The organism is Bacillus sp. PK6-025 (genome assembly GCF_056530265.1).
The window spans coordinates 2,309,813-2,336,797 of record NZ_CP096509.1; the positions used below are offsets into that span (position 1 = coordinate 2,309,813).

General features: G+C 45.9%; 23 protein-coding genes. 7 read left to right on the forward strand and 16 right to left on the reverse strand.

What is annotated here, in order from left to right; translation table 11 throughout:
- Positions 1-2: 2 nt before the first annotated feature.
- From M1D67_RS11800 to M1D67_RS11810, 3 genes are all read right to left on the reverse strand, one after another.
- Entirely contained in the window at positions 3-491 is a 489-nt protein-coding gene (locus M1D67_RS11800; protein ID WP_020451807.1) for a TraR/DksA family transcriptional regulator, read from the reverse strand.
- Between the two features lie 112 nt (positions 492-603).
- A complete protein-coding gene (locus tag M1D67_RS11805; RefSeq protein WP_020451808.1) occupies positions 604-948 on the reverse strand; it encodes a PH domain-containing protein in 345 nt (114 codons plus the stop codon).
- Between the two features lie 436 nt (positions 949-1,384).
- The gene (locus M1D67_RS11810; protein WP_020451809.1) at positions 1,385-1,594 is read right to left on the reverse strand and encodes a DUF6501 family protein; all 210 of its coding nucleotides are present in this window, start codon (positions 1,592-1,594) and stop codon (positions 1,385-1,387) included.
- Between the two features lie 267 nt (positions 1,595-1,861).
- On the opposite strand from M1D67_RS11810, the gene M1D67_RS11815 reads away from it, so the two are divergent.
- Positions 1,862-3,349: an aldehyde dehydrogenase family protein gene (locus M1D67_RS11815; protein WP_195202009.1), complete on the forward strand. Its 1,488-nt coding sequence runs from the start codon at positions 1,862-1,864 to the stop codon at positions 3,347-3,349.
- 221 nt (positions 3,350-3,570) lie between these two features.
- Positions 3,571-4,707 carry an MFS transporter gene (locus tag M1D67_RS11820; protein ID WP_240681406.1) on the forward strand — a complete coding sequence of 379 codons (1,137 nt, stop codon included), beginning with the start codon at positions 3,571-3,573 and terminating at the stop codon, positions 4,705-4,707.
- A gap of 128 nt (positions 4,708-4,835) precedes the next feature.
- On the opposite strand, the gene M1D67_RS11825 is transcribed toward M1D67_RS11820, so the two are convergent.
- On the reverse strand, positions 4,836-5,372 hold the full coding sequence (locus tag M1D67_RS11825; RefSeq protein ID WP_035338564.1) for a GNAT family N-acetyltransferase: 537 nt from the start codon (positions 5,370-5,372) through the stop codon (positions 4,836-4,838).
- A 17-nt stretch (positions 5,373-5,389) separates the two neighbouring features.
- Positions 5,390-5,791 carry a cytidine deaminase gene (locus M1D67_RS11830; RefSeq protein WP_035338563.1) on the reverse strand — a complete coding sequence of 134 codons (402 nt, stop codon included), beginning with the start codon at positions 5,789-5,791 and terminating at the stop codon, positions 5,390-5,392.
- A gap of 221 nt (positions 5,792-6,012) precedes the next feature.
- On the opposite strand from M1D67_RS11830, the gene M1D67_RS11835 reads away from it, so the two are divergent.
- From M1D67_RS11835 to M1D67_RS11845, 3 genes are all read left to right on the forward strand, one after another.
- Positions 6,013-7,911: a terpene cyclase/mutase family protein gene (locus M1D67_RS11835; RefSeq protein WP_458117429.1), complete on the forward strand. Its 1,899-nt coding sequence runs from the start codon at positions 6,013-6,015 to the stop codon at positions 7,909-7,911.
- Between the two features lie 50 nt (positions 7,912-7,961).
- The gene (locus tag M1D67_RS11840) at positions 7,962-8,747 is read left to right on the forward strand and encodes a superoxide dismutase (RefSeq protein WP_224067368.1); all 786 of its coding nucleotides are present in this window, start codon (positions 7,962-7,964) and stop codon (positions 8,745-8,747) included.
- A gap of 615 nt (positions 8,748-9,362) precedes the next feature.
- The gene (locus M1D67_RS11845; protein ID WP_020451816.1) at positions 9,363-9,893 is read left to right on the forward strand and encodes a hypothetical protein; all 531 of its coding nucleotides are present in this window, start codon (positions 9,363-9,365) and stop codon (positions 9,891-9,893) included.
- A 224-nt stretch (positions 9,894-10,117) separates the two neighbouring features.
- On the opposite strand, the gene M1D67_RS11850 is transcribed toward M1D67_RS11845, so the two are convergent.
- A complete protein-coding gene (locus M1D67_RS11850) occupies positions 10,118-11,458 on the reverse strand; it encodes a sodium-dependent transporter (protein ID WP_020451817.1) in 1,341 nt (446 codons plus the stop codon).
- A 214-nt stretch (positions 11,459-11,672) separates the two neighbouring features.
- Here M1D67_RS11850 and M1D67_RS11855 point away from each other — a divergent pair, with 214 nt between their 5' ends.
- A complete protein-coding gene (locus M1D67_RS11855) occupies positions 11,673-12,653 on the forward strand; it encodes a bile acid:sodium symporter family protein (RefSeq protein WP_023857353.1) in 981 nt (326 codons plus the stop codon).
- A gap of 31 nt (positions 12,654-12,684) precedes the next feature.
- On the opposite strand, the gene odhB is transcribed toward M1D67_RS11855, so the two are convergent.
- The 6 genes from odhB to M1D67_RS11885 form a co-directional block, all read right to left on the reverse strand.
- Positions 12,685-13,965 (reverse strand): 2-oxoglutarate dehydrogenase complex dihydrolipoyllysine-residue succinyltransferase, encoded by a 1,281-nt coding sequence (gene odhB / locus M1D67_RS11860; protein WP_025811296.1) that lies wholly within the window; start codon positions 13,963-13,965, stop codon positions 12,685-12,687.
- Between the two features lie 14 nt (positions 13,966-13,979).
- Positions 13,980-16,814: a 2-oxoglutarate dehydrogenase E1 component gene (sucA, locus tag M1D67_RS11865; protein ID WP_123032396.1), complete on the reverse strand. Its 2,835-nt coding sequence runs from the start codon at positions 16,812-16,814 to the stop codon at positions 13,980-13,982.
- Between the two features lie 384 nt (positions 16,815-17,198).
- Complete coding sequence (locus tag M1D67_RS11870) at positions 17,199-19,112, reverse strand: vWA domain-containing protein (protein WP_479831316.1); 1,914 nt, start codon at positions 19,110-19,112, stop codon at positions 17,199-17,201.
- Between the two features lie 10 nt (positions 19,113-19,122).
- Positions 19,123-20,013, reverse strand: coding sequence for an ATP-binding protein (locus M1D67_RS11875; protein ID WP_023857357.1), 891 nt, complete (start codon positions 20,011-20,013; stop codon positions 19,123-19,125).
- 94 nt (positions 20,014-20,107) lie between these two features.
- A complete protein-coding gene (locus M1D67_RS11880) occupies positions 20,108-20,668 on the reverse strand; it encodes a superoxide dismutase family protein (RefSeq protein WP_407640594.1) in 561 nt (186 codons plus the stop codon).
- 143 nt (positions 20,669-20,811) lie between these two features.
- Positions 20,812-22,122 carry a C40 family peptidase gene (locus M1D67_RS11885; RefSeq protein ID WP_023857359.1) on the reverse strand — a complete coding sequence of 437 codons (1,311 nt, stop codon included), beginning with the start codon at positions 22,120-22,122 and terminating at the stop codon, positions 20,812-20,814.
- A gap of 1,119 nt (positions 22,123-23,241) precedes the next feature.
- Here M1D67_RS11885 and M1D67_RS11890 point away from each other — a divergent pair.
- Positions 23,242-24,600 carry an MATE family efflux transporter gene (locus tag M1D67_RS11890; protein ID WP_023857362.1) on the forward strand — a complete coding sequence of 453 codons (1,359 nt, stop codon included), beginning with the start codon at positions 23,242-23,244 and terminating at the stop codon, positions 24,598-24,600.
- Between the two features lie 42 nt (positions 24,601-24,642).
- Here the strand turns inward: M1D67_RS11890 and bshB2 are convergent, their stop codons facing one another.
- The 4 genes from bshB2 to rarD all read right to left on the reverse strand — a co-directional run bounded on the left by bshB2 (position 24,643) and on the right by rarD (position 26,959).
- Positions 24,643-25,308, reverse strand: a complete 666-nt coding sequence (gene bshB2 / locus M1D67_RS11895; protein ID WP_025811289.1) for a bacillithiol biosynthesis deacetylase BshB2 — start codon at positions 25,306-25,308, stop codon at positions 24,643-24,645.
- 16 nt (positions 25,309-25,324) lie between these two features.
- Positions 25,325-25,675, reverse strand: coding sequence for a YojF family protein (locus M1D67_RS11900; protein ID WP_020451827.1), 351 nt, complete (start codon positions 25,673-25,675; stop codon positions 25,325-25,327).
- A 1-nt stretch (position 25,676) separates the two neighbouring features.
- Positions 25,677-25,952, reverse strand: a complete 276-nt coding sequence (locus M1D67_RS11905; protein ID WP_023857365.1) for a hypothetical protein — start codon at positions 25,950-25,952, stop codon at positions 25,677-25,679.
- A 74-nt stretch (positions 25,953-26,026) separates the two neighbouring features.
- Complete coding sequence (gene rarD, locus M1D67_RS11910) at positions 26,027-26,959, reverse strand: EamA family transporter RarD (RefSeq protein ID WP_020451828.1); 933 nt, start codon at positions 26,957-26,959, stop codon at positions 26,027-26,029.
- Between the last annotated feature and the right edge of the window lie 26 nt (positions 26,960-26,985).

Sequence of the window (26,985 nt, forward strand, 5' to 3'; positions counted from 1 at the left end):
GCTTATTTTGAATCCTGCTCCTCATCAAGACGTTCGTAAGCATATGAACGCTTTTGATCCATCGTTTCTCTGTTTGTCAAATCCTTCATTTGCCGTGTAAATTGCTCGTCATATCCTTCCCCCTCTTGATTTCTTTTTTCTGTTTCAGCTTGAGTCTCCGCGGTTTTTCTTGCATATGGAACGGCTTCGAGGCGCTCATATGGTATTTCTTGACCTGTTGCTTCACATATTCCGTATGTGCCGTCTTCCAATCGCTTGAGGGCGTCTTCCACTTCTTTTAATAAATTTCTGTCCGTCTGCCGGAAGGTCTGCTCTCTCATTCGTTCAAAATAAACGCTGGCATGGTCAGCCTGATGATTGTCAACTCCGTTTGAAAGCTCGCCCGTTTCTTCCGCCATCGACTGATCTGTTCCTTCTGCAGGGGAAAGGCTTTGTTTTAAGTCAATTAATTTATGGTAGAGATGGTCTTTTTGTTTTTGTGTTAATGGCATGGCTGATCCTCCTCCTTTCTTCTTCCTTTCCCGATTTCGTGGGAGAAAAACCCGCCTTTCCAAAATAAAAAGGCCGTTCAGACGCGGGCAAGCGGTGAACAGCCTTTACGGTTTATGCACATAAGTATTTTGATAACAGCGCTTGAATTTCAAGCATGTCGGTATCCTTCGTAAATTCCAGGTCAAAGATTTTGCTGCTGGTCATCAGAGAAAGAGAACTGTCTGGATTGAACATGCTGACTTCTCTAATCGCAAAGCCTTCAATCGATCTGTATGGCAGAAAGACGCGGACTTTCTTTTTGGAAAACAGTTTATTATCAAAAAAAATAATCCGCTTGTTCGTAAAACAAATTTGATCTATCCTCAGTCTGCAAACCGATTCAATTTTTTCTCCTTCTATGAGCAGCGGTTCAAATTTTTTGCCGTCTGCTGTCTTGCTTGCTGAAAAAACGCCCAATCAAAACCCCTCTTTCTGTATATCCAATTTATGTTTATGCACAAGGCAAAGTATACTTGTCAGTTACTAATAAGGATACGATAACCCTGATTTATAAACAATTACGAGCAGATTACATTTCTTTAACGCTATATGTTTGTTTTTACTATCAATTAATACGCCCGGCGGACGCGGGAGGTTTCAACTTTTTATCAGTTTTTTCAGCTTATTTTTCGTTTGCTACCAATCAAAAGGTGGATAACGGATAAAACAAAAAACCGCAGCAGGATGTTCTTCCTCTGCGGTTCTCTTCTGACTATTATGCCTGAAATGCACATATCAGGCACTTGCTTCTGCTTCGGTCAAGCAACTGATTCAGTCAGCCGATTTTTTATGAATGCGTGCGGGTGTTTGTTCAACTACCATTCATTGCTGTTGATGACCCGTGCAAATTGATTCAGGCTTTTACTTCTTCAAAGTACTCTTTGTAATAGCCGCCGACTTTGTTTGTATTATCGATGATAAACAGAAACTCTTCCGTTTCGTTTTTGACCTCGTATACGTTGCCTACGGTCAGCGCTCTGTTGACGATGTACTTTTTGGCATCGGTATGTATGCACTTTACTTTTTTAATGGTGTTATTGTTTTGCCATTTTTCGTGAATCATGCGGATGTCTCCTTTTTCATACGTGTATAGTTTCCATTGTAGCGTTTTTTCGCCGAAATGCAATGCGATCTGGAGGCGAATGTGATTTTAAAGAGCATGGATATTGATTTGGATTCATTCCCTGTTATAGAATGGTGGTGTATAGTTCCAAAATCAGAAATATATCCCTCTTTCATCCGCGCAATGACCAAATCAAAAGACAAACCAGCACCAAGACAACTCACCCGAAGACAGACCAAAATTTCAAAGGAGGTTTGTTTGACAAACATGAGTTCATTAACAATGCAGGTCAGTAAAAAGCTGGAGGTATTTTTGCAGGGAACAAAGAAGCTCTATATTAACGGGGAATTTGTAGCCAGCGCCTCAAACAAAACGTTTGAGACCCCAAACCCGGCGACTGGTGAAACGCTCGCCACCTTATATGAAGCAGATCCCGAGGATGTGGACAAAGCGGTGAAAGCCGCGCGGGAAGCTTTTGACCGCGGTGAGTGGCGGACGATGAACCCGGCCGAAAGAAGCCGGCTGATGTACAAACTCGCCGATCTGATGGAGGAACACAAAACGGAACTGGCTCAGCTTGAAACGCTGGATAACGGAAAGCCGATCAGCGAAACGACCGCAGGCGATATTCCGCTGTCAATTGAACATATGCGCTATTATGCCGGCTGGGCGACGAAAATAACCGGACAGACGATTCCTGTTAACGGACCTTATTTTAACTATACACGACATGAGCCTGTCGGAGTTGTCGGGCAAATTATCCCTTGGAACTTCCCGCTTCTGATGGCCATGTGGAAAATGGGAGCCGCTCTTGCAGCCGGATGTACGGTTGTCTTAAAACCGGCGGAACAAACGCCGCTTTCCGCTCTGTATTTGGCGGAACTGATCGATGAAGCAGGCTTCCCGAAAGGCGTCATCAACATCATTCCTGGCTTCGGTGAGACGGCCGGAGAAGCTCTGACCGATCATGCCCTTGTCGACAAACTGGCATTCACAGGGTCAACGGAAATCGGCAAAAAAATTATGGAGAAAGCGGCCAAATCGGTTAAACGGGTGACCCTTGAACTCGGCGGAAAGTCGCCGAATATCATCCTTCCTGACGCCGATCTGAAGAAAGCGATTCCAGGCGCACTAACCGGCGTCATGTTCAATCAAGGCCAAGTGTGCTGTGCGGGATCGCGCGTGTTCATCCATAAAGACCAATATGACAAAGTCGTCGATGAAATGGCCGCATATTCCAAGTCGCTCCGCCAGGGTGCGGGCCTTCATGAAGACACGCAAATGGGACCGCTTGTCAGCAAAGATCAGCACGAACGCGTCCTCTCGTATATTGAAAAAGGACGTCAGGAAGGTGCGAAAATCGCAGCCGGCGGAACATGCCCTTATGAGCAGGGATACTTTGTTTCTCCGACTGTATTCACCAATGTCGAAGACGAGATGACAATAGCAAAAGAAGAAATCTTTGGTCCTGTTTTGGCGGCGATCCCTTATGAAACGGTAGATGAAGTCATCGAACGGGCCAATCGCAGCGAATACGGCCTTGCTGCTGGCGTATGGACGGAAAATTTGAAAAACGCCCACTATATCGCCGACCGTCTGCAAGCCGGTACCGTTTGGGTCAACTGCTATAATGCCTTTGACGCCGCATCCCCATTCGGCGGCTACAAACAGTCGGGACTCGGACGTGAAATGGGCTCATACGCTCTGGATAACTATACAGAAGTAAAAAGCGTCTGGATTCATACAGGCGAATAACGCACGATATGAGTTTCTGCAGCCGCCCTGTCGATCAGGGCGGTTTTCTTTTTTATAGAAATAAACATTTATAGACACATATGGTAAAATGAATGATAGTTTAAGTCGAATGGAATGATAGAATCGTGTTTTCTTCCTCTCTTGGCAAAACCCTCTGGAATCAAAAAAGTTTTAGATACATATGGGCATCACAAACAGCACAGGCTGTCGGGTCGATTTTGATGACGATCATCGTCATGGTCGATGTGTTTAAGGAAACGAACTCTGTATTCGGATCGGGTCTGGTCTTGGCTTTATCCTCGTTCGGCAGTGTATTAGGCGGTGCGATGGCTTCTTTTGCTATTCAGCGCCTCGACCTGCTTCAAACAGCGGCTTGTTCAACATGGTTCAGAGCGGTCTGCGCATTATGCATCGGCTTATGCCAAACGCTGGGCTTACCCTCTTATATCATTTATGTGCTGCTGTTTTTGCAAAGCTTTGTCGGTTCCTGGTATTCCCCCGCACAGTTAGGTTTACTGTATCAAGCGATTAAAAAGCGCGATTACGTGGCGGCATCGGGAAGCATCGTAACGGTCAACCAGTTTGTTCAGGCAGCAGGCTGGGGGCTCGGCGGCTATTTAACCGTTTTGGCCCAAACTCACACGCTGACAGTGTTTACAGCAGGACTCTTTTTCGCATCAGGACTTTTAATCAAATTGCCGGATTTGAAAACAGCGGTTATCCCTCGTCAAAAAACCCGCACACAATCAGTCTGGCGCACTGTATACAGGAAGAAAACCGTTTTGCTGCTTACGATGATGGACATGTCAGAAGGTTTAGCAAATGCGGTCTGGACTTCCGCCGTTTTGCTGGCTTTTACGAAAGAGGTGCTAAATAAAGGGGAGGCTTGGTGGGGATTCATCAATGCCGGTTATTTTTTGGGAGCGATTTTGGGCGGCATTCTCGCTGTGCTCTTTTCCAACCAGCTCAAAAAAAGGCTTGGCCTCATGATTGTCTTGGGTTCTGTTTCAATGGGAATCGCAACGCTTTTATTCGCCTATTCGTCAAATCCCCTCCTTTCGGTCATCCTCTGTATCATGATGGGTCCGCTTTATCAAGTAAGAGACGTCAGCCAGACGGTTATCCTTCAAGATACGTTGACAGATGAAGAGCGTGCACCGGTCACCGCCGCCAAAAATACTATTTTGACTGCATGGTCTGTCTTGACAATCGCCATTATGGGGGCTTTGGCGGACTTGATCGGGGTGCAAAGCGTATTTATCGCTGCAGCTGTATTATATGCCGGAACAGCCGCTGTCACATTTTTCGTGCGGGATGTGAGAACGTACAGCCAGTCTGCAAGGCAAATAGAACGATGAAGCTGCTGTGGATATTCGATGACAATGGCGCTGATTGCCGGCGGCATTTACAGCCGTTCAGCAAAGATTGAAAAATAAGAATGAACAAAGCGGCGCTCAGTAGAATAACATGCTGCGCGCCCTCTGATTCAGCGGGATATCAGCTCTTCGTATTCCCGCTTCAATATCCCCATAATGATTTCATCTGAGTACTGTTTATTCATATAAAGAGCCTCCCTGACCGTACCTTCCCTTTTAAATCCGGCTTTTTCATATGCTTTCAGCGCGCGCTTATTGTGTGAAAATACTTCGAGCTGAAGGCGGTTAAGATCGAGTCTTTCGAATGCCAACTGCATGGCCAGCCGCACCGCTTCAGAACCATAGCCTTTGTTCAAATAAGCGGGGCTGTGCAAAGCGATTCTAAACCCCGCTTTTCGATTCGTCCGGTCGATGTCAATGATGGACAGATCGCCTATCAAACGATCGTCCTCCTTTAAGCAGACGGCAAAATCATAGCGCGTCTCATCGCTTGTGATTCTCTCGTAGTGCTCATAAAGGTCTTCCATCGTAAATTCGCGCGTCGTGCCCGTCATATATCTGATGTCTTCATTTTGAACAGCTTTGTAAAAGCTCTCCATATCGCCTTTTTCAACAGGTCTGAGATAAACCTTGCGGCACTCAAACATCGAACGCCCCTCCCCTGCTACTTTTGATACGCAGCAAACCAATGGTATGGCTGTATTTCCTTTAAAGATTTATAAAGCAGACGCCCATCCGGTACAGTTACAGCTGCTTTAAGATCCGGCCCCCAATAAAAAAGTCTTTCCTGGCATACCCCGCACGGCGTTAATACCTTGCATTCGGAATGTTCATCATCTCTCACAACACAAACAGAGTGCGTAATTTTTGCCTGATATTTATGGGCTTCGAGAATGGCGCCCGTTTCAATGCATAAATCGGTTGAAGCGTTGATTACTTCCGGCGCTACGCTCGTCAAGATTCTCCCGTCTTCGGTATACATGGCAGCTGCCCCGCCCCATCCGGTCGGATACCTCTTTTTGATCAATTCGACTGCGGTGTCATACAGCATCTGTTCAATATTCATTCAGCAACATCCCCCAAACATTGTTTCTAAGGTCTCTCTTTTTACAATACCTGATAATGGAACAGAGGTAAACGAAGATATTCATGATTTCCTGATCATGCTCACGCATGCCCGCGCCCGAATGCCTCTGTATGCTCATCACATATTCTAAATCGCTGTTCTTCTGTTTTCATCCGGTTGGCATGACACATTTCCGAAATGAATACAGTAAAATGAAGGAGATGAGAAGATTGCGTTCTTTACTAGAAGACGTGAAAGCTTTCAGACAAAAGACGCTCGCAAAGCTTCAAAATAGACAGAGACCTGATGGGTCATGGCGGTTTTGTTTTGAAGGGCCCGTGATGACAGACAGCTTTTTCATTTTAATGCTGACCTCACTTGGCGATCAGGACTCTTCTCTCATCACAAGTCTTGCTGAACGAATCCGTTCGAAGCAGAGCGGAGACGGTGCGTTTCGCAATCATCCGGATGAAACGGCAGGCAATTTGACCGCGACAGTCCAGGGCTATACCGGGATGCTGGCTTCGGGGCTCTATGACCGGAGAGATGCGCATATGCAGAAAGCCGAGGCGTTTATTAAGGCAGCAGGCGGTTTGAAGAATGTGCACTTTATGACGAAGTGGATGCTCGCTGCCAACGGGCTGTATCCATGGCCGAGAGCCTATATTCCGCTTTCGTTTTTACTGATCCCGCCCTATTTCCCGCTGCATTTTTACCATTTCAGCACATACGCAAGAATTCATTTTGTCCCGATGGCCATTACGTTTAATCGACGATTCTCTTTAAAAAACAACCAAATCGGCTCGCTTCGGCATCTGGATGAAACCATGTCAAAAAATCCTCTCGAATGGCTGAACATCCGCTCTTTTGACGAGAGAACCTTCTATTCTTTCAATCTGCAATGGAAGCAGCTCTTTCAATGGCCGGCTTATGTCCATCAGCTCGGATTTGAAGCGGGCAAAAAATATATGCTGGACAGAATCGAAGAAGACGGAACACTATACAGCTATGCGAGCGCGACCATGTTCATGATTTACAGCCTGCTGGCGATGGGAATATCAAAAAACGCCCCCGTTGTTAAAAAAGCAGTCGGCGGAATCAAAAGCCTTATTTCCTCATGCGGAGAGGAAGGCTTCCATTTGGAAAACTCAACTTCCACTGTCTGGGACACCGCGCTCATCAGCTATGCCATGCAGGAATCCGGAATACCTGAACAACATTCTTCCATCTCATCGGCAGCGGACTACCTTCTCAAAAGACAGCATGTGAAAAAAGCGGACTGGGCGGTCTCAAACCCTCAAGCGGCACCGGGAGGATGGGGTTTTTCACACATCAATACAAACAATCCCGATTTGGACGATACCGCTGCGGCATTAAAAGCAATTCCGTTTCAAAGGCGTCCGGCTGCCTGGAACCGGGGGCTCACCTGGCTTTTATCAATGCAAAACAAGGATGGGGGGTTTTCAGCATTTGAAAAAAACGTTGACCATCCGCTCATCCGACATCTGCCGCTCGAATCTGCCGCTGACGCAGCGGTCGATCCGTCAACGGCAGACTTGACTGGGCGCGTTCTTCATCTGCTCGGACTTAAAGAGCGGTTGACAGATGACCATCCCGCAGTCAGAAGCGCTCTAAGGTGGCTTGATCACCATCAGGAAGCTGACGGTTCGTGGTATGGCAGATGGGGCGTCTGCTTTATTTACGGGACATGGGCCGCACTCACCGGAATGAAAGCCGTCGGAATTTCCCGCAATCACGCGTCTGTCAGAAAAGCGGTCTCCTGGCTTAAATCGATCCAGCTCGAAGACGGAAGCTGGGGAGAATCTTGCAAAAGCTGTGAAGCGAAGCGTTTTGTCCCTCTTCACTTTGGAACAGTTGTTCAATCTTCATGGGCGCTGGAGGCGCTTTTGCAATATGAGCGTCCGGATGACCCTAAGATCTTAAAAGGGATTCGTTTTCTCACCGATGATCACGAAAGCTCGCCTGAGCGACTCGAATACCCGACGGGAATCGGGCTGCCGAAACAATTCTACATCCGCTATCACAGTTATCCTTTTGTGTTTTCATTGCTCGCTTCAAGCGCATTTATTAAAAAAGCGGAAATGAGGGAGACATATTGAATGCTTACAAAGAAAAAATAGCGTCATGGGCCAAAGGTCTGAAAGACCAGATGAAAGATGATCCTTCTATAGAAAGCCAGTTAGAAAAACTTTTTCAATCACTGGATGATCCTCGTGCGACCGAACAGGAATGGTATGAACAGGCAGAAGCCGTGTATCAAGCCATCTCCCGCAGTGATGCGTCTCAAGCAGGCCGGCAGCCATTCAGAACAGTGCCGATCGGAGGCCATCGCCTGCCAAGCCTGCCCTACTCTTATTCAGCCCTTGAGCCTTATATTTCAAGAGAAATTATGTTTCTTCATCATACAAAACATCACCAAAGCTATGTCGACGGCTTGAACAAAGCTGAAAAAGAACTGCAGAAAGCAAGGCAAACCAAACAATTCGACCTTGTAAACCACTGGGAAAGAGAGCTCGCCTTCCACGGAGCCGGGCACTATTTGCACACGATATTTTGGTACGCGATGCATCCAAAAGGAAAAAGGCGGCCGACAGGCGAATTGCTGGAAATGATTAACCGTTCTTTCGGCAGCTATTCGGCCTTTAAAGAACAATTTTCCGAAGCGGCGAAAAAGGTGGAAGGCGTGGGCTGGGCGATCCTTGTCTGGGCGCCTCGCTCACACCGCTTGGAAATTCTGATCGCAGAAAAACATCAGCTGATGAGCCAATGGGATGTGATCCCCCTTCTCCCGCTCGACGTATGGGAACACGCATACTACCTTCAATATAAAAATGAAAGGGCAAAATACGTCGATAATTGGTGGAATGTCGTTGACTGGAGAGAACCTGAAAGGCGGTTTGCGACAGCAAAGCGCGTTCTATGGGAGCCCTTCTGATTCAAATTCAATGGCGGGACTTCAACTACTGAAGTCCTCTTTTGTTTCGGTAGTTGCGCCCGACATCGGCCTCCCCGTCAAAGCCTTGCCTCAAAAAGCGGACGAGCCTTTCCTCTCGCACCTTTCTCTTCTCTGCGCCAGGCAGCCGTCGACACTGGCCGAATCGAGCGAAAGTGCCGATACCTTATCACTCTCAATACCGTATCTATATCCCTTAAACCCTCTATCGTCTGTAATAAGATAACAAATAAAAGTTTAAATATCCCAGTTTCTCTTGAGGATTGTTAAGACCGCTACACGAAGATTGGCGAGGCGGAGTCGGAAGAGAATCCCCACAACCATACATCCTTCTGAATCTGCTATTTTGATCATCCCTTTATGAAATACTGAATCTCAACAGTCTATCAATATATCCCAAATTTGTGCCTTAAGTATGGAATGTGAACATTTTTTGATTTATTTGGAAAATAGTCGTTTTTTCTCATTCTTCTAATTCCAAAAATCGTTAAGCTATTCTACAAGAAGGGAGGGAATAAATGAACAAACTGTCGATGTTTGTCTGATTCAGCCGGTCAGTTTTTCGAAAATGGCAAATTTATTTTAGGAGGGTAAATCATGAAAAAAATGTTTGCTTTCTTTACAGCCTTAATGCTCGGTTTGACTTGTTTGCCGTACTTATCAGAAGCGAAAGAATCAAAGCATACGGACAGTTCTGTTACAACCTTGCCTTCTATGTCTATATCCACATCTCTCAATCAGTCATTGGACCAGGAAAAACAACAGTTTAAAACTTCCGCTATTAATCTCAACATCAGCCTCGACCTCTTAGGAATCGGAAACTCGATTAGAGACGCCATCGTTCAAAGCAATAACCGCAGCGGTTTCGTCAAAAACTGCATGGAAACCGCTTTTTATTCTGCCGGGCAAAGATACAATGTCATGGTGTTCAACTTAAGCCAAGGCTATCACAACGGTTTAAGAGGAGTTAAATTTTATGGATCTGCCAACTATCATGGCGTGATTTACGGCATTTGGGTATTTGAAAGCGGACAATTTACAAACCAGGGAGACGGCGGCTGGATTAACTGGGCCTTTAAAGGCTGGTTTGATCGAAACGGCCAAACTGTAACATTCCGCAAGCCTTAATCAAAGTCAAAGTATCCCCCTCTTCTGCCTGCCGGTAAAATCGTCAAGAACGAATTCACGGCAGGCCTTTTTAATATGTCTGCCGCAGAAAAAAGCCGATTAATCAAACACTTCCCTTGCCGGTCATACCGCTGCCATTTCACAGAGAGAAAAGAAAGTACCGCTGACAAACTGTCTGCATGAAAAAAAGGCCGGACAAATCCGGCCTTATAAACAATTCAATCTTAAAATACGCCAATGACGTCCAAAAAGACGACAATAATAACGATCGGAGCGGCGTAGCGGATCAGCAAAAGCCAAGCTGCAAACCATTTTCTGCTGATTTTAGAGCCCTCCCTCAATTCGGCAAAAAGCTCTTCTTTCGGGATTTTGAGCGGCACAAAAACGGCGATGAGCAAAGCGCCGAGCGGCATTAAAATATTGCTGACAAGGTAATCCGCCGCATCAAAAATAGATAGATTAAAAATCGATACATCCTGAAGCACGCCATATGATAATGCTGAAGGAATTCCGAATAGGAAAATCGCAATTCCCCCGGCCCAAGCGAAAGCCTGTCTTTTTTTAGGATCCCCTTTTGATAAGGAAGAAACAAGGATCTCAAGCATTGAAAATGCGGACGTCAGTGTAGCAAATAAAAATAAGAGCAGAAACGCCAATAAAAAGACGATTCCCAAAGGCATCTTGTGAAAGACTGACGGCAGCACATTAAATAACAGCATCGGGCCGGCATCAGGAGATAATCCGAATGAAAAAACGGCCGGAAAAATCGCAAACCCGGCAAGAATCGCTACAGATACATTGAGCAATGTCACTGAAACGGCCGACTGTATAAGGTTTTCTTTTTTCGATAAATAAGAGCTGTACGTTACCATAACGGAAACACCGACACTCAGCGAGAAAAAGGATTGTCCAAGCGCAAACAGCACCGTTTTGGCTGTGATATGGGAAAGATCAGGTTTTAAGAAAAATTCCAAGCCTTCCATTGAACCGGGAAGTGTAAGCGAACGGATGATCAAAAGCAGAAAAATAACGAACAGAGCAGGCATCATAAACTTGCTCGCTTTTTCAATTCCGCTTCTGACCCCTTTTGCAACAACAAGAATCGTGATCATGATAAATGCAAACTGGCTCGCAAGAACGAGATACGGATTTGCAATTGTCTCTCCGAAAAGACCTGCATAATCCGTGCTTCTTGACAGTTCGCCGGTCAGTCCTTTGATAATATAAATGATGATCCAGCCGCCGACAACACTATAGAAAGACAGCAGAATAAAACACGTGATAATGCCGAGCCGGCCGATCCAATGCCAAAGCGAGCCGGGCGCCAGCTCCTTATAGGATTCAACGGCATCTTTTTGAGTCTTTCTGCCGATAATGAACTCCGCCATTAATAACGGAAGCCCAATCAATAAAGTAAAAAGAATAAACATAAGTAAAAATGCTCCACCGCCGCTTGTTCCGGCGACATAAGGAAACTTCCATATCGCGCCGAGCCCGATTGCCGAGCCGGCCGAAGCTAAGATAAATCCAAGCTTTGATGACCATATATTTTGTTGATTTTCCACTTAAGCACCTCTTCTTCTCGGTCTAATTGCATATGGCTACAAACTATCATTTTAAAAAGCATAAACGAATTCGTCAAGGTTTTCAAACATTTCTTTCAGTTTACATAATAATATTATTTAAAACAAATTCGAATTTTACAAGCATTGAATTATTCAGAATATTAATTATAATAAGAGGATGTTATATTTTCTACAGATGTGAGGAGCTGGACTTATGAGTTATTTGATCAAAATCAGTCAATTTGCAGGAAAAACGTTTGCCATTTGGGTGATTCTGTTTGCGGTTCTCGGCTTTGCCTTTCCGACGCAATTCACCTGGATCACCCCTTATATTACCATCCTGCTTGGCGTGATTATGTTTGGCATGGGATTGACATTGTCAGCGGACGATTTTAAAGAGCTGCTGAGACGTCCCCTGCATGTGCTGATCGGTGTGCTGGTTCAATATACGGTCATGCCGCTGCTCGCTTTTGGACTGGCCTATGGACTCGGGCTTCCCTCCGAAATAGCGGTTGGAGTCATTTTAGTGGGATGCTGTCCCGGGGGAACGGCATCAAACGTCATGACATTTTTGGCGAAGGGAAATATCGCCCTGTCAGTGGCGATTACAACGGTTTCCACATTGCTTGCCCCTTTTTTAACGCCGTTTCTCATTTTATTTTTCGCAAAAGAATGGCTTCCGGTATCTCCGGGCTCACTGTTCTTGTCGATTTTACAGGCGGTGCTGCTCCCGATTATCGCCGGGCTGATCGTTCAATTTTTCTTTACAAAACAAGTGAAAAAAGCGGTGCAGGTGCTTCCGCTCGTCTCTGTTCTCGGCATCGTCGCCATCGTCACCGCGGTCGTCGGAGGCAACCGGGAAAACATTATTCAATCAGGGCTGTTGATTTTTGCAGTCGTCGTTCTTCATAATGGCCTCGGCCTTTTCCTTGGCTTTGTTTTGGCAAAGTGCTTTAAAATGGATTATGCATCACAAAAAGCCGTGTCCATTGAGGTCGGCATGCAGAATTCGGGTCTCGGTGCAGCATTGGCAACGGCGCACTTCTCTCCTCTTTCCGCTGTCCCGAGCGCTGTTTTCAGCGTCTGGCATAACCTTTCAGGCTCATGGCTTGCGACATACTGGAGCAAGAAAGCAAATAAGCAGAAGAATAACAATTATTCTCCTGCCCCGCAGATGATAAACAAAAAGCTTTGACCGTACATGCGGCCAAAGCTTTTTTCTTGATTTAACCTTCCAACAGAAGCTGTTCAGGATCTTCAAGCAGATTTTTAATCGTAACCAGGAAGCCGACTGCCTCTTTACCGTCGACGATCCGGTGGTCATACGATAATGCAATGTACATCATCGGGCGGTTTTCGAAACGCTCTTCATCAATTGCCACAGGGCGCAGCTGGATCTTATGCATGCCCAAAATACCAACTTGCGGACTGTTCAAAATCGGAGTCGACAACAGTGATCCGAACGTTCCTCCGTTTGTGATCGTAAAGGAGCCTCCTTGAAGCTCGTTGAGCGACAATTTGTTGTTTCTCGCTTTCTTCGCAAGCTCTCCGATATCCTTTTCAATATCAGCAAAGGTTTTGCGGTCTGCATCCCGAACGACCGGTACGACGAGGCCATCCGGCGCAGCAACAGCGATTCCGATGTCATAGAATTGTTTGATCACAAGCTCGTCGCCTTGAATTTCCGCATTGAGGAGCGGAAATTTTTTCAGCGCGGCGACCACAGCTTTTGTAAAGAATGACATGAATCCGAGCTTCACATCATGCTGCTCAAGGAATTGATCTTTTCGGCGTTTCCTTAGGTTCATGACCGCCGTCATGTCCACTTCGTTGAATGTCGTCAGCATAGCGGCGGTGTGCTGAACTTCAACGAGGCGTTTGGCGATCGTCTGTCTCCGGCGGGACATTCTTTGACGCTCTACCGGTTTACCTGCATTTTCGGTTTGTTTAGCAGCCGGCGCCTGTGTTTCGCGTTTTGGTTCAGGCTGAGCTTTTGGCGGCTGCTCGTTCTTCTGATAAGATTCAACATCTTGCTTTCTGACCCTTCCGAGCGGATCACCGGTAGGAATCTCCGATAAATCGATGCCTTTTTCACGGGCGAGCTTTCGGGCAGCCGGAGAAGCGATTGTCCTTGTTTTGGTTGTATCCGCCTCATCGTTCGCGCTTTCGCGAGGTTCGGCTGTCTTTTCAGACGTGGCTGGCTTCTCTTCCGAAGCGCCGGCGCTTTCTTGAGCGTCAGCTTGAGGAGCCGTTGATTGGCCTCCTTCTCCTTCGCCTTCTGAAATCGTTCCGATTATTTCGCCGACCTGAACCGTGTCACCGGAATCTTTCAGCACTTCCTGAAGAACGCCGGACTGCTCTGCCGTCAATTCAACGTTGACTTTATCAGTCTCCAGCTCAAGCAGGAATTCCCCTTGTTCTACATAATCTCCCGGTTGTTTCAGCCATTGGGCTATCGTTCCTTCTGAAATTGATTCCGCTAATTCAGGTACTTTAATTTCCGCCATTTTTTAGTTCCCCCTTAATTTTTGCGAGTCAAGCTATCAGATACAATGCGTTCCTGTTCCTTTTTATGAACCGTCGGATCCCCTTCTGCCGGACTTGAACGTCTTCTTCTGCCAATATAGCGGACCTTCACGTCCTTTGGAGCAATCTCTCTTAAATAAGGCTCGATATAGTTCCATGCACCCATATTTTGCGGTTCTTCCTGTACCCAGACAATCTCCTCCAAATTCGGGAGTTTGCTGAAGATCGCTTTAATATGCTTTGCAGGGAAAGGATACAGCTCTTCAACCCGTGCAATGTGCAGCCAATCTTTTTCACCTTCCATTTTATTGAAATGGCTGCTGATGTCAATCGAAACTTTACCGCTTGAAAGGACGAGGCGCGTCACTTTGTCATACTGATGGGAAAGTCCTGACATTTCATAGACCGGCTTAAAGTTACTGTCGCTGAGCTCCTGCACTTCTGATACGGTATTCGGATTTCTCAGCAGGCTTTTCGGCGTCATGATGATCAGCGGGCGGATCTCCTCGCGAAGGAGCATCTTCGCCTGCCTTCTTAAAATATGGAAGTACTGGGCAGCGCTCGTCAAGTTGGCGACAGTCCAGTTGTTTTCCGCCGCCAGCTGAAGGAAGCGTTCCGTTCTTCCGCTTGAATGCTCAGGTCCCTGCCCTTCATAGCCGTGCGGCAAGAGAACAACGAGCCCTGATTTTTGTCCCCATTTCGCTCTTCCTGCAGAAATGAACTGATCAAAGTACACTTGCGCCGCGTTTGCAAAGTCTCCAAACTGCGCTTCCCAGATCACCATCGTTTCCGGCGAAGACACGTTATATCCATATTCAAAGCCAAGGACGGATCCTTCAGAAAGCGGGCTGTTGTGAACCGCAAATGACGCTTTCGTATCTGCAAGGTGATGCAGTGCGATGAATTCGTCCCCTGTCTTGCTGTCGTGAAGGACAAGGTTGCGGTGTGCGAATGTGCCGCGTTCTGAATCCTGCCCGGTCAGCCTTAGAGGTGTGCCGTCTTTCAAAATGGATGCAAAAGCCATCGCCTCTGCAAGCGACCAGTCGACTTTTCGGTCATCGTCGAACGCTTTGGCGCGCCTTTCGAGGATTCGCTTTAGCTTATCGAAAACGTTGAAGTTTTCAGGCCATGAAACAAGCTCCTGATTAATTTTGCGCAAAGTTTCAACATCAACCGACGTGTCAACATCAGGAAAACCGTTGGAAACAGGTTCCGGAAGAACGATTTCATGCGTCATATCTTCCTTTTTGGCCGGCACTTTGCGATACGCTTCTTCTAAACGCTTCATGACAGCGTCCCCGATTTTGTCGACGGTTTCATTATCGACGATCCCGTTATGAATCAGCTTTTCAGCAAAGATGTTCTTGACGGTCGGGTGCTTTCTGACCGCATCATACAGCATCGGCTGCGTTGCAGACGGCTCATCCATTTCATTGTGGCCGAAACGGCGGTAGCCGATCAGATCGATCAAAAAGTCTTTGTTGAAAGTCATGCGGTATTCAACAGCGAGCTGAACCGCTGAAAGGCATGCTTCAGGATCATCCGCATTGACGTGGACGATCGGAATCTCAAAACCTTTTGCAAGGTCGCTTGCATATTTCGTCGATCTTGACTCATTGCTTTCCGTCGTAAAGCCGATCATGTTATTGGCGATAATGTGAATCGCTCCGCCCACCTGATAGCCTTTAAGCTGGCTTAAATTCAGCGTTTCCGCGACAATGCCTTCCCCTGGGAATGCCGCATCGCCGTGAATCAGAATCGCCAGCGATTTTTTAACGTCTTGAAGCGGATAGCCGCTCTCCGTTCTCGTTTCCTGGGCGGCTCTTGTCGATCCCTCAACGATCGGATCGATGAACTCCAGGTGGCTCGGATTGTTCGCGAGCGCAATGCGCGCCGTTTTCGTATGCTCATCCTGAATCTGACGGTTGGCGCCGAGGTGATATTTTACGTCACCCGTCCAGCCGTAATTGATCCCTGTCGAACCTTCCGACGGAACGAGATCTTTGTTCGGCGCATGCTGGAATTCAGAAAAAATGATTTCATAAGGTTTTCCGAGCACATGCGCAAGAACGTTCAGGCGGCCCCTGTGCGCCATTCCGATATTAACGTTTGTCGTACCTGCCGAAACGGACTTGGCGATAATATCATCCAGCATGGGCACAAGCGCATCAAGTCCTTCTATTGAAAAGCGTTTTTGCCCGACAAAGGTTTTGTGGAGAAACTGTTCAAGGCTATCAACTTCTGTCAGCCTTCTTAAAACTTCCACCAGCTTTTCTTTCGATTTCGGGGCGAATAATTCCCCGGATTCGATCTTTTTCATCAGCCAGTTGCGCTCTTCAAAAATGTGCACATGGTCAAATTCAAAAGAAATCGATTTTTTGTATGTGTTTTTCAAGTACTGGATGGCTTCTAAACCGTTCGTTACTTCTTTAGGGGCATCTTTGCATATGACAGACGCCGGAATTTTTTTCACATCCTGCTCAGTTAACCCGTACTCAGCAAGAGGAAAAAGCTCCTGTTTCTCTTGTGTTTTTCTCAGTGGATTGACGGAAGCGTTTAAATGGCCATAGGTTCTAATATCTTCTGCGAGTTTTATCACTGATGCGATTTTTTGAATAGATCCAGCCGTGAAATCTGCCTCTTCGTTTTTTAGAGAGGCGGCCCTTATATCGCCCGGGGGAGCTCCAAGTTCGTCAAACATCTCTTTTAAATCAGCATCCAAGCTTTCTGGATCCTTGACGTATTGATCGTAAAGCTCCAGCACATAGCCGAGGTTCGGACCGTGAAATTCTTCCCAAGTCATTCTTTGTTTCATACTATTTTGAAACATTTGAACATTACCCCCAACCTAATAATCAAGTGAATGATTCACTATCTTAATATATCTTCTGAACCTTACGCCCAGAAATATGTAATAAAAACGCTTCCACGTACATTTTACCACTGTTTCTCATTTGTTTCTACACAGATTGTTCAAATAAAATTAAAAAATCATCTTGAAAAATAAAAAATTTTATAATTTTGAACTTTCAGACCGAATTCTTTTAAACCGGCTCATTATTTATTCACATATTTCCCCTGACCGTCTATTTTTTAACATCCCGATGTGCTCCGCAAAAAATTAAGTTGATAAAAATAATAAAAATTTCAATATTTCACTGTGTTTCTACGATAAAAAACAGATGGCCGCGAGTATTGCTGCCATCTGTCCTATCTAGCCTATACTTTTGTTCAACAGCTTTTTTAAAAGCGGGTACAGAACATCGGGAAGCTGATCGACGTCCGGGACGAAAAGGCTGTACTTTCCGTACATGTCCTGTATCGTCTTGATTTGCGATTCTTCGATTTCGCTGTTTGATAAAAATACATTGATGACTTCGATATTTCGTTTCCGCGCTTCCATAACGGCTTCATGTGTATCGACAATCCCGTTTTGTTCATAATCGAATGCGGCCGGCTCCCCATCTGAAAAGACAATCAGGAACTTCTGAGCTTCGCTTCTTTGAACAAGCATCTTCGTCATCTGTCTGATCGCATATCCATCCCGGTTGTCTTCCTCCGGTTCAAGCTGCATGATATGCGGTCCGGCGCCTGCTTTTAAGGAATCCGCAAAAGAGACGACCGTATGAAAGTAATTGGGCTGGCTCGTCTCTGTCGCATCGTTCGTATCTTCCCAAAAACCGACGATTTGGTGAGGGACAGCAACAGATTTAAGCGCTTCGTGAAACAGGACAATGCCCCGTTTCGTCTCCGCCATTTTGTCATGCATGCTTGCTGAACAGTCGACGAGCAATGTAAAAACGGCGTCGATCTCTGTTGACGGTTCTTGCTTTTTATAGAAGAGCCGTGGATTGCGCTCTGTAAAGTAACGGAGCAGTTTATTGTTCAATCTGCCTGCATGCAAATCGGTTCTCGGGAGCGTTTTTTTATGCTCGAGCGTTTTTTGAATCATCTGCTTGAGCCGTTTTTGATACGATTCGATTGTTTTGGCTTGAGCCTGGTAGTCTAATATGTCTTCGTTAGAAGGTTTTTCCGGAGGCTTCATCACCGAAAACGCATAGCGGTTTTCTTTGCCGGCTGGTGCGGCGCCGCTGTTTGGCTCATCTTGAACAGATTCAAGCGATTCAAGTTTTGAATAGTCTTTTCTTCTCGTCTGCTTCGCCGTTCCCTGAACAGACCCGAGCGCTTGGTCGCCGTCTTCGCCTTCTCTTAAAGCGCCGCCGGAAATATCGGTTTTTGCGCCGTGCTCCAAATCAAACTGGAGAAAGCTTTTCGCCGGAGCTTCCGTTTCTCTGTGCCAAGTCGGCATTTCTTCTTCATGAACTTCCTCATCACCCGCACTTTTCTCTTCAAGCGTCAGATCCTCGCTCAGCTTCGGTTTTGCTTTCAAATCTTGAAAAAGCGCTTCTTCGTCAACTTGCTCGTATTCCAATTCCGGAAAAAAGAAGTACGTATTAAGCATATCTTTTTCGAGCACCTCTTCAAAACCTTCCATCAGCCCGCTTACAATCGAGACGATGTCAGCAGTTGAACGCGCTTCGAATACGCGGGCGAGCTCGGCTTCTATAAATCCCTTCATCGGATCGACCGATTCATGTATAGCCGGTATCTCATCAAGCGGCGACTCCGCGGTCAGCTTAAGATATACAGCGCAAAACAAAGCATCTGTAAAAATGCTCCGCTCCAGATTCAGCGTCAACTGGGTCGCAAAATGTTTCCGGTACATTGATTTCCGGCTCGAAAATACCGGTTTTGTACCGGGCCGCTCCCTCTTGATGAACTCTTCGATTCTGATATCTTCAAAAAGCATAAACAACTGTTTTGCCAAACTCTTAAAATGATATTTCCGAGTCGCGTCAAGCATGCGGGAAAAGTCTTTCATCGAGCTGTAACGGGAGCCGATTGACCGCAAGTATACATCGCTTTTCAAACCGTCTACCATATCCCGGTGGTTCCGGTCTTTCCAAAAATGGCTCATGTAGATCTTTTTCTCAAAAGGATTGTAGTAAGACTGAACCCCGTACTCCACTTCAACCTGATCGCTTTTCGCGAGCGTTTTCGCGAGATCTGTCAGCTCCATAAAAAGCAGAGAGTCAATCTTGCTGTCATTGAATTTAATAAACTTCATAAAAAAACCCTCATTCGAACAAAGTTTGGGCAATATTTCGGACCGCCGCTTTTTCGCGTTCATCATCAAGCTTTTCAACGATGCCCCGTTCGATCGCTCGCAGCGGCGGAATATATGTCGACAGGTCGCAAGTATCGAGAAGCGCTCTGATGGAAGCGGCCTCTTCAGAAACCTGTCCATTATGAGCCTGCGTCATTAAGTCCGATGACAGGGTAACAAACCGGTTCAGCAGCTTCTGATTTTTTAGTTCGGATTGTGTTTCAAGCACCCGCTTCAGCAGGTCACCTTTAATGTAGGGCACGTCGATAATGACAAACCGGTTTTTCAGCGCTTCGTTCAACGGGACCGTTCCGACATAGCCTTCGTTTATCGCTGCAATCACGCCGAATCCCTCTTTCGCTTTGATGACGTCCCCCGTAAACGGATTGGTCATCATTTTCCGGTAATCGAGCACCCCGTTTAAGATCGGCAGCGTTTCCGGTTTCGCCATGTTGATTTCGTCAATATATAGGAAATGGCCGTTGTTCATCGCTTTTGTCACAGGACCTTCGATAAATTCAATAGAGGCGTTCCCGTTGGTGTTTTCAATCGTTTTGTAACCGACAAGCGCCTCTGCATCAAGATCCACAGAACAGTTGACACTGTGCATAGGTTTTTGAAAATAAGCGGAGAGCGTTTCGGCAAGTTTTGTTTTTCCGGAGCCTGTCGGGCCTTTTAACAAAACGTTTTTTCCGAGTGACAGCGCGATCATCGCGTCATAGAGAATGGCGCTGTCTTCCGCTTCATAACCGGGCGTTCCAATCAATGATTGGTATTCCGCGGCAACAGGTTTAGCGGCAGACTGAATCAGCCGCTCTTTTATTTTTTCAGGCAGCTCTAGTTCATGCAGATCATATTTCATGTGTTGTAAAATTCCTTTCTCAAAGCGTCTTCTGTATGTAAGTATACTAGAAAAGATGCGCTACCCTCAATATAAACGGCTTCCATGCGCCGATTCACTTTTTTCCGGTGTTCGTCAGCGCTCCGCAAACCATCCGGGCTCCGGAGTTTCCGGATGGATTTGTCAGATCATCATCCTGATGCTCATGAATGACGAAAGCACTTCCGTCATGATCAAGCAGACTGAACTTGCTTTTCTGATCGAGGGTGACGTCCGGCGCATTTACGATAACGTCGACTTTGCCGTCGGCTCCGACTTCAATATTCGGCAAATCACCGGCATGCGGTCCTTTCGGATTGTGAAAGCCGTGCTCCTTTTGGTCAGGATTGAAATGAGCACCCGCACTTTCAAAATCAGGCTTTTTACACACGCCCGTTTCATGAATATGAAAAGCAAGCATTCCCGGCGGCAGATTATGGGCGCTGACTCTGATATCAAGGCCTTCTGCAGCAGATTCAGACACTTCTATAAAACCGGTTTCCGTACCGTCGCGTTTGATCAGCGGTACTTTTAACGGCTGTGTCATCGCTTCAAAGGTTACTCTATGTTCCTGTTCGACATTTTTTTGCTGAATTTCTTTCTGCTGTGTACATGCAGCTGCCAAACAAACGGCCATACATGTGAGCAATATGTAATGTAATGTTCTCAAACGGCTCCCCCCTTCGCTTTTCTTTTCAGTTTAGACAACGAAGAGGGGCATTAAACCTGTCCTTCCTATCCTGAAAACACGCAAAAAAAAAGCCATATAAAATGGCTTTTTTAGAATGAATACCGTTTTGCGCCGAGATAGCGCTGTTTCCAGTAGGAATTGTTCATGTCGCTGACAGTGACACCGGAATCGTTGGCATTGATAAACTTGTTGTTTCCTAAATAAATCCCGACGTGTGAAGGGCCCGCTTTATATGTTTGGAAGAAAACGAAGTCTCCTCTTGAAGGTTGGCTGACTGGTGACATGACGCTCCAGTATCCGGCTGCGCTCAGCCTTGAGACAGATGTGACTTTGTTCAACGTGTAATAGATGAATCCGCTGCAGTCAAAGCCTGAAGGGTTGTTGCCTCCCCATCTGTAAGGCACGCCGATATGCTTTTCTGCTTCTGCAATCATCCGTTCGACCTTTGCACTTGTCGAAGTGCCGGTTGAAACTGAAGAGTTCGGCGAGCTGGAAGACGGGCTGCCAGATGATCCGGAAGTCGATGCACCGGAGATTTTAAGCTTCTGGCCGACTTGCAGGACATCTGTTTTTAATCGATTAGCTTCTCTGATGCTTTGTACTGTCACATTCATCGAATTTGCAATTTTCCACAGAGAATCGCCTGGTTTAACCGTGTAAGTGGTCGTTTTTGAACTGCTGCTTGTGTTCGTTTTACTTGATGAAGAATTTGAAGACGAACCAGAAGATGTTTTGCTTCCGCTGGAAACCGTTCCTTTCACTTTAAGAACCTGGTTCGGGTAGATCGTGTCCGACTTCAAGTTGTTCAGCGTTTTAATTTCGGCGATTGTCATATTCAAATTATTGGCAATTTTCCATAAAGAATCGCCCAATTTGACTTTGTATGTGCTGCTTGAACTTTGCGAGCTTGAGGATGAGCTGGATGATTTCGAACTGGAACTCGAACTTGAGCCAGAGCTGGAACCGGTGTTTTTCGCGCTTCCTTTAATAACCAGCTTTTGTCCTGGGTAAATCATATCGCTGCTCAGACCGTTTAAGTTTTTAATCTCTTTTACGGTTGTTTTGTAGTCTTTGGCAATCAGCCACAAGGAATCTCCTAATTTCACTGTGTAAGTTGACTTTGCAGTGCTTGAGCTTGAGCTGGAACTTGCGGATTTTGTCTGTGAGCTGCTTTTTGACTTGCCGTCCGGTACTTTTAAAGTTTGTCCGACATAAATAACTGTAGATGAAAGATTGTTGGCTGATTGAAGTGCCGAAACACTGGTATTGTACTCAGCTGAAAGCTTCCACAGTGAGTCTCCGCTTTTCACCTTGATGGTTTGGGCTTCTACCGGTGACGCCGCCAATGAAGTTCCAACTACCGCAGAGGCCGCCAAACCTACTGCTATCTTCTTCTTCATAACCTCTTAACCTCCCGTTTCATTTTCGTTCTCTCTATGTATGCCATTACATTTGCCATTGCTTAAGACTTTATCCAGCCGGTCAGGCAGGTGATCTGATCACCGTATGGATGGCCTTTGGCTGAAAGCCCCCTTTTATATTCTTAAGCAAAAAATGCAATTCACGATTTGTATCGGTCTAATTTATATTTTTTTAATAGTCTTTTTGCCTTTTTACAAATTTCTTATTAAAAATACAGACTGATAGGCACATTGACAAAAATCAACACTTTTTTCAATGCTCGAGATATCGGGTGCTTTTTTTGCAAAGGTTTGAGTTTTAAGTTTTCGGAAATACGATGATCAGTTGTTTTAAAATCAGAGGTTCATGGTGAAAACAGCGAGAAGGAGTTAACTGGATATGCTGCATGTGCCGAAACAGCCCGAATAGACGCCGTAACATGCGGATTTCTGTGCCGTTTTACAGCCGATTTTCTTTTTCGGATCAAACGGTCAAGCCCAGCGTTCAAGTTGAGGGTGTAAAAACTGCGTATTCTTATTCATTAGTTTACCGTAAATCGCCGATCAATCCTCATCTATTGCCTAATCGAAAAGCAAAGATCAGGATCACTTATACATTTCTACATTTCAGCACAAATTCCTCCACGAAACCATAAATTGACTATATCATACATTTTTTTTGCCAACATCCGGAATTGGGAGTATCTTTTTTTTAGATCGAACGGCGTTTTACTATTTCATCTATAGATTCTTATTTCCTATCTTAATATAAAGATAAATGTAAAATTAACACTTAATACCCATTCTTTTTTTGTATATCAATAGTCGTTATTTACTATTAGAAAACACATAAAAAAACTTCCGGTTTATTACCGCCGCTTTCATGCATGTTTCCTCCTTTTATGACGCATTTTAAGATATGGAGGTGAATCTTCTTGGCCATTCAAAAAATATGTCAATATTTATGTACGTGTTTAGGAATTCTTTCTCTTTCCTTTATTTATGTGCAAATGTTTAAAAAAGCAAAACAGGCGAAAAAAGATTGAACAGACATTTATTGCATTTTATACATAACGTGTTATAATTTCTCTCGTTATCCAAAAGAAACGGGGAACTGATATGAGGGAAACAAAGGATTTGCGGGAGAAAACAAGGCAGTTTTTAACGATTTTAATTCCGATTTTGATTACGCAAGCGGGACTGTCGCTCATTACGGTTCTCGACACGGTGATGTCAGGCAAAGTCAGTGCCGCCGACCTCGCCGGCGTCGCAATCGGTTCGAGTTTGTGGACCCCGGTTTATACAGGGCTTGCCGGCATTTTGACGGCTGTAACACCGATGGTCGCCCAACTGATGGGGGCCAAGCGGCAAAAGGATGTCCCTTATACTGTTATTCAATCGATTTATGTGGCCGGAATCATTAGCATTGCCGTGATCGTCTCCGGGTACTTACTGATTGATCCGGTGCTTGAGAATCTCGATCTTGAACAGAAGGTAGCGGTCATCGCAAAGCAATATTTAATCTGCATCGGGCTCGGCATATTGCCGCTGTTTGTTTACAATGTGATGCGCTGCTTTATTGATTCACTCGGAAAAACGCGGGTGACGATGCTGGTTACGCTCTGTTCTCTGCCCATTAATTTTGTTTTGAATTATTTGTTCATTTTCGGGAACTTCGGCTTTCCAAAGCTTGGAGGAGCAGGAGCCGGTATGGCTTCCGCCATCACATATTGGTGCATTTGTCTGATCTCTTTATACATCGTCCACAAAAAGACGCCGTTTCACCAGTTTAGGATTTTTGGAACATTCTATTCATTTTCTTTTGCTGAAAGTATGAAACTGCTGAAAATCGGCATTCCGATCGGATTCGCCATCTTCTTTGAGACGAGTATATTCGCAGCTGTCACTTTGCTGATGAGCCATTTTGACACGGTCACGATCGCTTCCCATCAGGCGGCAATGAATTTCGCTTCGCTTCTTTACATGCTTCCATTGAGCGTATCGATGACGCTGACAATTGTCGTCGGCTTTGAGGCCGGAGCAAAACGGTTTAAAGACTCGAGAACCTACAGCTATCTCGGCATTTCAATAGCGGTCGGTTTTTCATTATTCACCGCACTCATCATTTTACTGTTCAGAGAGCAAATCGCCGGTTTGTATGCGGCTGACCGGGATGTGCTGCTTCTGACAAAGGACTTCTTGCTGTTTGCGTTGTTTTTTCAGCTGTCAGATGCCATCGCCGCGCCGATTCAAGGAGCGCTCAGAGGATATAAAGATGTTAACTACACGCTTGTCACAGCTCTCGTCTCGTATTGGATTATCGGGCTTCCGGTCGGTTTTGTGATCGGAACGTATACTTCATTCGGAGCTTTCGGGTACTGGATCGGACTGATCACGGGGCTCGCAGCCGGTGCAGTCGGGCTGTTTTTCAGGCTCAAACGCATTCAAAACCGCTATATTCACACTCAAAGCGTGTAAAAAGGTGCCGGGCTCATATGCCCGACACCTTTTTTGATCATTTTAATCATTCCATTGATAGGTCCAAAATGTTTCTTTTTCAAACCATGTCTCAACAACCGGCTCGCCATTGGCGAGTTTTTTCTCTATTTCTTTCATAAAGCCGCCTGTTTGAGATTTATGCGCTTTGAGCGCGTTCATTTTAATATCTGCGGCTTCTTTGATATCAAGAACGACGTCAGGTTTGCCAAGAACCTCTTCCCTGTGGTGGGTGATGGCCATGCATAAGACGCGCGGCCGGTCTTCTTTCTTTTTCCGCGATAATGCCCTGATGACCGCAGCACCGCACGCATCATGGTCAGGATGAACGCCGTGTCCCGGATAAAACGTCACAACAAGGCTCGGGTTTACATCATCAATGACAGCCTCTATTCGATCGGCCAGTTTTTCTTCATCCTCGAATTCGAGCGTTTTATCGCGGTATCCGAGCATGCGCAAGTCCTGTACATCCATTTCCCTGCAGGCGTCGATCAGCTCTTGCTTTCTGAGCAGCGGAAGGGTTTCCCTGTTGGCAAAAAGCGGGTCTCCCATATTTCTTCCCATCTCGCCCAGCGTCAGGCACGCGTATGTTACAGGTATATCTTCTTTTCGGTTTAAGGCGATCAAGCCGGCGACTCCGAAAGATTCATCGTCAGGATGCGGCAAGATCACGAGTAAATGTTTTTTCATCTATAACACCTTCTTTTTAGACTGCAAATGGCTTTTTGCTGATTTGAAGCGAAATGGCGAGTTTGCCGCCCGGCAAATAGCCGGCGAGAAGCAACCTTCCTTCATCATCAACCGTATAATCCGTCAGGCCTTCGGCGTAGATCCAGCCGTCTTCGATTTTCAAACCGGCGCGAAATGGCCCCTCGCCCGTGATTTTGGCGCGGGAGCATGTCACCTTCGCGTTTCTGATATACGCCACCACGGTCATGTTCTGCTCATCTTTATGCGCGGAATACGATCCGGTTGTCGTCTCCAAATGAATGTAAACAGGCTGGTTTAAAAATGTTTCCAAAGAAGCCTGCACATCTTCTTTTATTATTGCTTTCATGTTACTCCCTGCTTTCTTCGTTTGTTAATAACTCCAATCGTTCCGTATGCCATTCAATCAGCTTGAGCTTCATATCTGGTTCCAATTGTGAATTCACAATGCGCCGGATTGATTGATAGTATTTTTCGTGCTTCGTCTTTCTGAGCCTTGGATGGGTGCGGAGGTCGTTCAACTCATCATCAATCGCCCGATGAAGCGCCTGCCTGCCTTCTCCGTCCATCGTCCGGTTTTTCCAAAGGGTTTTATACGCCCGGAAAAGCTCTAGTTCGTCTGCCATGACGGAATAACCTCCGAATTGCTTCAATAATGTTTAATTATACATAATCAGTGCTTATTGAAAAGAAAAAGGGCTTACGGATGAAAGGAATTTTTTCTTTTTAAAAATACCTTCTCCGGTTTCTTCCATTGAAATTGCGAAAGTGTAAACAAAATCAGCGCCGCCCATATGCAGGTAAACGTAAAGACCTTACTGCTGCTGAACGGTTCATGGTAGACGAACACGCCTAAGCATAATGTAATGGTCGGAGCGATATATTGCAAAATGCCGACTTGATAAAGCGGAAGTTTTTTCGCACCTTCCGCAAATAAAAGCAGCGGAATCGCAGTTAACACTCCTGCCAAAAACAGCAGTACCATCATGCCGATGCTCCCTGAAGCGGCTTGAGCCTTTTCCGGATGGCTGAAGAACAACAGATAGATCACTGCAACCGGAGCGATCATCATCGTTTCCAGGGTAAGTCCTATGGCGCTTGAGAGCGATGTCCGCTTTTTCGCCAGTCCGTAGAGCCCGAAACTGAATGCAAGTATCAGGGCGATGTACGGCACGGAACCGTACTGGAAGGCGGAAATAAGCACGCCGAAGGCAGCGAGAAGAACTGCCGCTCCCTGCATCCGCGTCAGCTTTTCCTTTAAAAAGACAATTCCGAGCACGATCGATACGAGCGGATTGATGTAATAGCCCAGGCTCGCTTCAAGAATATAACCGTTGCTGACAGCCCATATGTAGACATACCAATTGATCGAAATCAGAACGGACGACAAAATGAGCGGTACAAATTCCTTACGGTTTCCCGAAAGCGCGCGAAATGCTTTGACTCCGTTTTTCCACTGCCGCAAAACGAGAAGCACGCCGCACATGAAAACAAATGACCAGATAATCCGGTGCGCCAGTATATCGAGCGCAGCCGTCTGATCGAGCACTTTCCAATATAAAGGAAGGAGCCCCCACAGCAGATAAGAAAGCGCTGTGTAAATGATTCCTTTCGTTTGAGATGAATGATTCATGTCTGTTTCTTTCCTTTCTTCTCATC

Coding starts and splice junctions, on each gene's coding strand:
- M1D67_RS11800 (WP_020451807.1), bottom strand. CDS start 491: ATGCCATTAACACAAAAACAAAAAGACCATCTCTACCATAAATTAATT.
- M1D67_RS11810 (WP_020451809.1), bottom strand. CDS start 1,594: ATGATTCACGAAAAATGGCAAAACAATAACACCATTAAAAAAGTAAAG.
- M1D67_RS11815 (WP_195202009.1), top strand. CDS start 1,862: ATGAGTTCATTAACAATGCAGGTCAGTAAAAAGCTGGAGGTATTTTTG.
- M1D67_RS11820 (WP_240681406.1), top strand. CDS start 3,571: ATGACGATCATCGTCATGGTCGATGTGTTTAAGGAAACGAACTCTGTA.
- M1D67_RS11825 (WP_035338564.1), bottom strand. CDS start 5,372: ATGTTTGAGTGCCGCAAGGTTTATCTCAGACCTGTTGAAAAAGGCGAT.
- M1D67_RS11830 (WP_035338563.1), bottom strand. CDS start 5,791: ATGAATATTGAACAGATGCTGTATGACACCGCAGTCGAATTGATCAAA.
- M1D67_RS11835 (WP_458117429.1), top strand. CDS start 6,013: ATGAGAAGATTGCGTTCTTTACTAGAAGACGTGAAAGCTTTCAGACAA.
- M1D67_RS11840 (WP_224067368.1), top strand. CDS start 7,962: ATGAAAGATGATCCTTCTATAGAAAGCCAGTTAGAAAAACTTTTTCAA.
- M1D67_RS11845 (WP_020451816.1), top strand. CDS start 9,363: ATGAAAAAAATGTTTGCTTTCTTTACAGCCTTAATGCTCGGTTTGACT.
- M1D67_RS11855 (WP_023857353.1), top strand. CDS start 11,673: ATGAGTTATTTGATCAAAATCAGTCAATTTGCAGGAAAAACGTTTGCC.
- odhB (WP_025811296.1), bottom strand. CDS start 13,965: ATGGCGGAAATTAAAGTACCTGAATTAGCGGAATCAATTTCAGAAGGA.
- sucA (WP_123032396.1), bottom strand. CDS start 16,814: ATGTTTCAAAATAGTATGAAACAAAGAATGACTTGGGAAGAATTTCAC.
- M1D67_RS11870 (WP_479831316.1), bottom strand. CDS start 19,112: ATGAAGTTTATTAAATTCAATGACAGCAAGATTGACTCTCTGCTTTTT.
- M1D67_RS11875 (WP_023857357.1), bottom strand. CDS start 20,013: ATGAAATATGATCTGCATGAACTAGAGCTGCCTGAAAAAATAAAAGAG.
- M1D67_RS11880 (WP_407640594.1), bottom strand. CDS start 20,668: ATGGCCGTTTGTTTGGCAGCTGCATGTACACAGCAGAAAGAAATTCAG.
- M1D67_RS11885 (WP_023857359.1), bottom strand. CDS start 22,122: ATGAAGAAGAAGATAGCAGTAGGTTTGGCGGCCTCTGCGGTAGTTGGA.
- M1D67_RS11890 (WP_023857362.1), top strand. CDS start 23,242: ATGAGGGAAACAAAGGATTTGCGGGAGAAAACAAGGCAGTTTTTAACG.
- bshB2 (WP_025811289.1), bottom strand. CDS start 25,308: ATGAAAAAACATTTACTCGTGATCTTGCCGCATCCTGACGATGAATCT.
- M1D67_RS11900 (WP_020451827.1), bottom strand. CDS start 25,675: ATGAAAGCAATAATAAAAGAAGATGTGCAGGCTTCTTTGGAAACATTT.
- M1D67_RS11905 (WP_023857365.1), bottom strand. CDS start 25,952: ATGGCAGACGAACTAGAGCTTTTCCGGGCGTATAAAACCCTTTGGAAA.
- rarD (WP_020451828.1), bottom strand. CDS start 26,959: ATGAATCATTCATCTCAAACGAAAGGAATCATTTACACAGCGCTTTCT.